Origin of the sequence: Campylobacter sp. BCW_6889 (assembly GCF_001762535.1) — a bacterium.
GTDB classification, from domain to species: domain Bacteria; phylum Campylobacterota; class Campylobacteria; order Campylobacterales; family Campylobacteraceae; genus Campylobacter_D; species Campylobacter_D jejuni.
Window position 1 is genome coordinate 1 of record NZ_MJWZ01000024.1, and the last position, 6,746, is coordinate 6,746.

Genomic DNA, 6,746 nt, shown 5'->3' on the forward strand with positions numbered 1-6,746 from the left:
AGGTCGCTTAGCTCAGTTGGTAGAGCGCCACCCTTACAAGGTGGATGTCATAAGTTCGAGTCTTATAGTGACCACCATTTTATAAAATCATAAATAGGTTTTATAATCTCTACTTCTTTACTTTGGATGCAGCGGTAGTTCAGCTGGTTAGAATGCCGCCCTGTCACGGCGGAGGTCGCGGGTTCGAGCCCCGTCCGCTGCGCCATCTTGCTTGGTAACAATTTTATAAGTATAATTTGCAAAATAATAAAAAATAGAGCTAAGGAAAAAAATGCTTATTATTGGACATAAATTATTAAAAAATTTAGATTTTTCTTTTATTGAAAGTGTTGAAGAAGTTAAAGATAATAAAGTTTATTGTATTGTTTATGATGAAAAATTGATTTCTTATTTAAGTCAAAATGATTTTGAATTTGCTATTTTAGTTCAAAATAAAGACGAGATATTTTTAGCCAATGCTTTAGGAGCTAAGTTTTTGCTTTGCAATGACAAAAAACTTGCAAAATTTGCTAGCAAGGTTGCAGAATTTTATGTTTTTGATAGTAGGGTTTTAATGATTGTTGATAAATTAGAGAATTTTAAAAAATTTTATAAATTAAAAATCGATGGAATGATTTTAAAAGATAATATAGATAATTTTCCTAAAAACTGATAAATTCTTTTGTAAAATAAGTGCTAATTGACGAGGTTTAAATAATGCAAAAAAAATCTTTTTTGAAAATTTACGGATTAATTCCTTTTTTACTTATAGCATTCATCAATGCTTTTGTGGATTTGGGACATAAAATTATTATTCAAAATACTATTTATAAGGCCTATGAAGGAAGCGAGCAGTTATTTTTAAATGCTATAGTTAATGCTTTGATTTTACTTCCTTTTATTCTTATGCTTTCTCCTTCGGGTTTTTTAGCGGATAAATATCCAAAAAATATTGTAATGAAAATTTCAGCAATTTTCAATGTTGTACTCACTTTAATAATTTGCATTTGTTACTATAGCGGTGCTTTTTGGATGGCTTTTATTTTTACTTTTATAATGGGAGCACAAGCAGCGATTTATTCACCAAGCAAATACGGTTTTATCAAAGAACTTGTAGGAAAAGACTTTCTTGCTATGGGCAATGGTGTAATTAATGCAGTAAGCATTATGGCAATCTTAGCAGGAATGGCTTTATTTTCTTTAAGTTTTGAAAGTCTTTATAGCTCTACGTATAATCAAACAGATGAAATTTTAAAAGAAGTAGCGCCTTTAGGAATTGTGCTAATTTTATTTTCTTGTATCGAAGTATTTTTTGCGTGGCGTTTACCTAAGCTCAAACAAACAAATAAAGATTTAGTTTTTAATAAAAAAGACTATATTCATGGAAAACTTCTAATAAATAATCTTAAGCTTGTTTTTAAAAATAAAACTATTTGGCTTTGCATAATAGGAATTTCATTTTTTTGGGCTATATCTCAACTTTATCTTGTTAGCTTTCCTGTCTTTGTCAAAAATGAACTTTTCATAGAAAATACTTTTTATGTGCAAATTTCACTCGCTTTTTCTGGTATAGGAGTGATTTTAGGCTCTTTAGTAGCTGGTAAATTTTCAAAAAATTATATAGAACTTGGACTTATTCCACTTGGTGCATTGGGTATGTTTTTAATGGCTTTTTTAATGCCTTATTTTATAAGTTTATTAAGTTATAGTTTTTTATTTTTCTTTTTTGGATTTTGTGGAGCTCTTTTTATCGTTCCTTTAAATACTTTAATCCAATTTCATGCCAAAGAAAATGAATTGGGGCAAATTCTTGCAGGAAATAATTTTTTTCAAAATATTGCCATGTTAGGATTTTTAGTCTTAGCAACTTTATTTGCAAAATTTGAAATCAATGTGGTTTATTTGTTTTATTTTATTACTTTAGTAACCTTTATAGGAGGTTTTTATATACTTTTAAAATTTCCCTTTTCTTTAGTGCGTATACTTTTAAGCATAGCTTTTTTACAACGATACCGCTTACTTGTAGAAGGTTTTGAAAATATACCAGAAAAAGGCGGAGCTTTGCTTTTGGGTAATCATATTTCTTTTATTGATTGGGCTGTTGTACAAATGGCAATTCCAAGAAAAATTTATTTTGTTATGGAAAGAAGCATTTATTCTAAATGGTATATTAAATTTTTTCTTGATAAATTTGGCATTATTCCTGTATCAAGCACGGGAAGTAAGACGAGTTTAGAACTGATAGCAAAGCATATCAAAGAAGGTAATTTAGTTTGCTTGTTTCCTGAAGGTACACTTTCAAGACATGGACAATTAAATGAATTTAAAGCAGGATTTGAATTAGCTTGTGAATATTTAAGCGAAGATGATGGAAAAATTATTCCTTTTTATATAAGAGGACTTTGGGGTAGTGCTTTTTCAAGAAGCGATGAAGAATTTTCAGCAAGAAACCGCACTTTAAATAAAAGAAAAATTGCTATAGCTTTTGGTAAAGCTATGCCTTTGCATTCTAAAAAAGATGAAGTTAAAGCTAAAGTTTTTGAACTTTCTTTTATGGCTTGGAAATCACAATGCGAAGCTATGCATACTATAGCAAGAGCTTGGATAGATACAGCTAAAAAAAATCTAAATCAAATAGCTATTATCGATACACTAGCTGGAGATATTTCTTATAGAAAAATGTTGAGTCTTAGTTTAATTCTTAATTTTTTTATTAAAAGAAAATCCAAAGAATTAAACATTAACCCTCGGCGTGGAAGTTACGCTCCTAAAGAGGAAGCTATAGGAATTTTATTACCTGCTTCTTTTGCAAGTTCTTTAACCAATCTATCTGTTTTAATCGCAGAAAAAATTGCAGTAAATCTTAATTTTACGGCTGGAGAAAAAGCTCTAAAAGCAGCTATAAAAAATGCGCAAATTTCACAAATTTATACTTCTAAAACTTTTTTAGAAAAATTAGCAAATAAAGGTATAAACCTAAATTTCGATACAAATATACATTTAATTTATTTTGAAGATATTGTAGAAGATTTTAAAATGCAAAAAACTAAAATTTTTAGCATGATGTTAGCAGTTAGTATTATACCTAGTTTTATACTCAAAAGCATCTTCACTCCTTCAAAAAACAATCTTGCCATCGCAGCTATTTTGTTTAGTAGTGGAAGCGAAGGTTCTCCAAAAGGTGTTATGCTCAACAACCGTAATATTTTAAGCAATATAGCACAAATTTCTGATGTGCTTTGCACAAGAAATAATGATGTCATTCTCTCATCTTTACCACCTTTTCATGCTTTTGGACTTACCGTAACTACATTTTTGCCTTTGCTTGAAGGTATTAAAAGCATCACTTTTTCAGATCCAACCGATGCCTTAGGGGTTGCCAAAGCTGTTGCTAAAAATAATGTCACTATTATGTGTGGAACTTCAACCTTTTTAGGAATTTATACAAGAAATAAAAAGCTTGATGCTTTAATGTTTGAAAGTTTAAGAATAGTTGTATCGGGCGCTGAAAAACTAAAAAATGAAGTAAGAACTGCTTTTGAAATGAAGTTTAAAAAAAGCATTTTTGAAGGTTATGGAGCTACGGAAACTACACCTGTGGCGAGTGTAAATTTGCCGAATCGTTTTGATGCGGATTATTGGCTTATGCATCGTGCCAATAAAGAAGGAAGTGTAGGAATGCCTCTACCTGGAACTGCAGTGCGTATTGTTGATCCAAATAATTATGAAAATTTAAAAACAAATGAAGATGGACTCATACTTATAGGCGGTCATCAAGTTATGGTAGGCTATCTTAATGACAAAGAAAAAACCGATGAAGTGATTAAAGAAATTGATGGTATAAGATGGTACAACACGGGAGATAAAGGGCATTTAGATGAAGATGGTTTTTTATATATTGTCGATCGTTATTCTCGCTTTGCAAAAATTGGCGGAGAGATGATTTCTTTGGGTACAATAGAAGAAGAAATTGCCAAATTCATAGATACTGAAGTGGTTAAATTTTGTGCCACATCTTTAGAAGATGAGAAAAAAGGGGAACAAATTGCTTTACTCATAGAATGTAATAATGAAATTTTTGAAAGAGTATGTGAGATTATAAAAAATTCTAATATACCTACACTTTTTAAACCTAGATATTATTTTCAAATAGAAAAAATTCCCCTCCTAGGTTCAGGAAAAGTTGATCTTAAAAAAGTTAAAGAATTAGCTAAAAATTTAGCCATATAATTTGAGCTTATAACAAAGCCCAAATTAAAATTGGCATAGAAACAAAAGCAAAAAGAACTCCAAAGGCTACAGCACTTACGGCTAAATTGCTATCTAGTTTAGCTTTCATTACCATAGCTCCTGCTAAGGTCATAGTAGGAGCTGCGCTTTCTATAATAGCAACAATGGTAGAATTTTTTAATTCTAAATTAAATATTTTTAAACAAAATACAAAAAATAAAGGAGCTAAAATCATTTTAGCAAAGATGACAATTACTGTAGGTTTGTAAGAGGTTTTAATCGCCATAAAGCCAAGTCCTAAACCTATGGCAAAAAGTGCAACAGGGGTTGCAGAAGCGCCAAATAAACGAATAGGAGAGAAAATAAATTCAGGTAAAGTAATTAATTTGCACAAAAAACCAAAAAGCAAAGCTAAAAAAGGTGGAAAACTAAGAATTTTTTTAACATTAGCAAGTAAACTGACTTTTTCTCCATTTCCCAAAGAAAGTATAAAAGGTCCAAAAAGTGATATAGGTAAAGTTGTGGCTAAAGCATCGTAAAATATAACTTCAGCGCTAAATTGTGGGTCATTAAATATACCAGCAACAATAGGCATACCCACAAATATAGTATTTCCAAAACAAGAAAGCAAAAACATACTGACTAAAGTTACTTTAGAAAAATGAAAAACTTTTCCAATAAGAATAGCAAAAAAAGCTGCTAGTATACAGCTAAACAATCCAATAAAAATAAAAATAATCAATGAAAAATCAAAATTTAAATGATATGCTTTATCGAAAATCAAACAAGGTAAAGCAAAAATAATAGCAAAATCTAAAAAAGTCCTAGCTTGTTTTTGTTTTAAAACGCCAATTCTTTTGGCAAAATATCCGCCTGCAAGTAAAATAAAAATTGTAAATAATGGTATAAAAACAAACATTGAATAATCCTTTTTAAGGGATGGTTTTTGAAAACGGATAGAATTATATTCTTTATACTTAAAAAAAATCTTAATATTTTTTAAGTTTTTTAAAAAAACCAATATTTTTTATTTTTTGTAACTTTAAGAAATTGTAAGTTGAAATTTGATTTTGAATAGTTGGTATTTTAAGTTGAATGATTATAATTTTAAATAATGGTGCGGTTAGCGAGATTTGAATAATGCTAATAAAAACACTACTATACAATATTTATAAATAGCATAAAAATAAAAAGTTAGGATAAAAGTTAGGAAAATTATAAACATTATGTTTATTCCTATTTTTTTAATATTTTTACCATTGTATTTAAAAGTGTATATTAAAGAGTTGATTGAATATATACCGCTCCCGCTAAAAGAAGCGAGAGCATAGGCGAGTGATTGATTGTTATATATTGTTTGAATTGGAGTTTAATTTTTTTCAATTTCTTCAAGATTATATAATGGTTTTCTTACATTTGTACTAATTTTATATTCCTTAATATATCCTGACTTAACCCAATTTCTAATTGTTAGGATATTTACATTAAGCATCTTTGCTATTTCTTCTCTATTATAATATTTTTCAACCATTTTTCCTCTCCTTTTTTTGGGGGGGGGTCTTCTATTTTCTGAAAATCGAGAATGGTTTCTTTTGATATGTAATAACCTTTTTCTAATTTAAAGCTTTTTAGAACACCTCTTGAGTTCCATACACGAACTGTTGTATGGGTTACAGAGTACATTTTTGCAACTTCATCGACAGAATAATAAGTTTGCTCTTTAAAGCTTCCATCTTCTTGTAGTTTTTTAATTATTTTCATTCTATTGTTATCCTTTCTAATTTTTTTCTATAAAATCTTTTTCAAGCAAATAATCTTTGTTAATGTTTAAAGAATTTTTAGCTCTTGTAACTGCCACATACAAAAGATTTAATTCTTCTTTTGCTATGGTAATTTGTTCTCTTTCTTCAAGTTCTTGCTTGATGTTTAAAAAATCATCAATAATTTCAACATTATTCCACTCTAAACCTTTGCTCTTGTGTCCTGTACTTAATATCAAATCAGCTTGTTCTTGTTTTTTAACACAACTTTTTTCAATATCTTTAATAAGCTTTATAATATCGCTATGCACATATTTAAAAAGAACAAATATTTTTTGTTTTAAGTCAACCTCTTTAGTTTCGTTGATATATTCAAGAAGTTCTTTTAAGTCGGCAAATTTTGCAATAAACTGATTTTTGATATATTTGTGTTTTTTAAAAAGAAGATTTTGTATGTCTAATAACTCATCAAAACTATAACTATTCACCCCTCCCACAAAAAATAATTTTTTATTCAAATTTTCTACTGCTATATCAAATAGTTTAGCATTAGTTCTACATATTATAGCTTTTGCTTCATTTTCATCATTTCCCTTTCTTGGTTTTAGCGTTCCTTTAAAATCTCTTGGGGCATTTAAAATTCCCAAATAAGAATTGGCAATAGTAGCTATGCTTTGTGGGCATCTAAAGCTTTGAGTTAGATATAAAATATGAGATTTTGGCATAGATGCTAATACTTCTAAGGAATTTACAGCACCTCTGAATTTATAAATGCTT

General features: G+C 29.0%; 5 protein-coding genes and 2 tRNA genes. 4 read left to right on the forward strand and 3 right to left on the reverse strand.

What is annotated here, in order from left to right; all coding sequences use genetic code 11:
* Window position 1: 1 nt before the first annotated feature.
* The 4 genes from AJ939_RS02765 to AJ939_RS02780 all read left to right on the forward strand — a co-directional run bounded on the left by AJ939_RS02765 (window position 2) and on the right by AJ939_RS02780 (window position 4,209).
* Window positions 2–77: transfer RNA gene (locus tag AJ939_RS02765), tRNA-Val, on the forward strand.
* 51 nt (window positions 78–128) lie between these two features.
* A tRNA-Asp gene (locus AJ939_RS02770) sits at window positions 129–205 on the forward strand.
* Window positions 206–271: 66 nt separating this feature from the next.
* Window positions 272–652 carry a hypothetical protein gene (locus tag AJ939_RS02775; protein WP_070233912.1) on the forward strand — a complete coding sequence of 127 codons (381 nt, stop codon included), beginning with the start codon at window positions 272–274 and terminating at the stop codon, window positions 650–652.
* Window positions 653–696: 44 nt separating this feature from the next.
* On the forward strand, window positions 697–4,209 hold the full coding sequence (locus AJ939_RS02780; RefSeq protein WP_070233913.1) for an acyl-[ACP]--phospholipid O-acyltransferase: 3,513 nt from the start codon (window positions 697–699) through the stop codon (window positions 4,207–4,209).
* Between the two features lie 7 nt (window positions 4,210–4,216).
* On the opposite strand, the gene AJ939_RS02785 is transcribed toward AJ939_RS02780, so the two are convergent.
* The 3 genes from AJ939_RS02785 to AJ939_RS02795 all read right to left on the reverse strand — a co-directional run.
* The gene (locus tag AJ939_RS02785) at window positions 4,217–5,128 is read right to left on the reverse strand and encodes an AEC family transporter (protein ID WP_002861688.1); all 912 of its coding nucleotides are present in this window, start codon (window positions 5,126–5,128) and stop codon (window positions 4,217–4,219) included.
* A 578-nt stretch (window positions 5,129–5,706) separates the two neighbouring features.
* On the reverse strand, window positions 5,707–5,970 hold the full coding sequence (locus AJ939_RS02790) for a helix-turn-helix domain-containing protein (protein ID WP_083261793.1): 264 nt from the start codon (window positions 5,968–5,970) through the stop codon (window positions 5,707–5,709).
* A gap of 16 nt (window positions 5,971–5,986) precedes the next feature.
* Window positions 5,987–6,746: 3'-5' exonuclease (locus AJ939_RS02795; RefSeq protein ID WP_261666726.1), on the reverse strand; the 760-nt coding region annotated here is incomplete at its 5' end.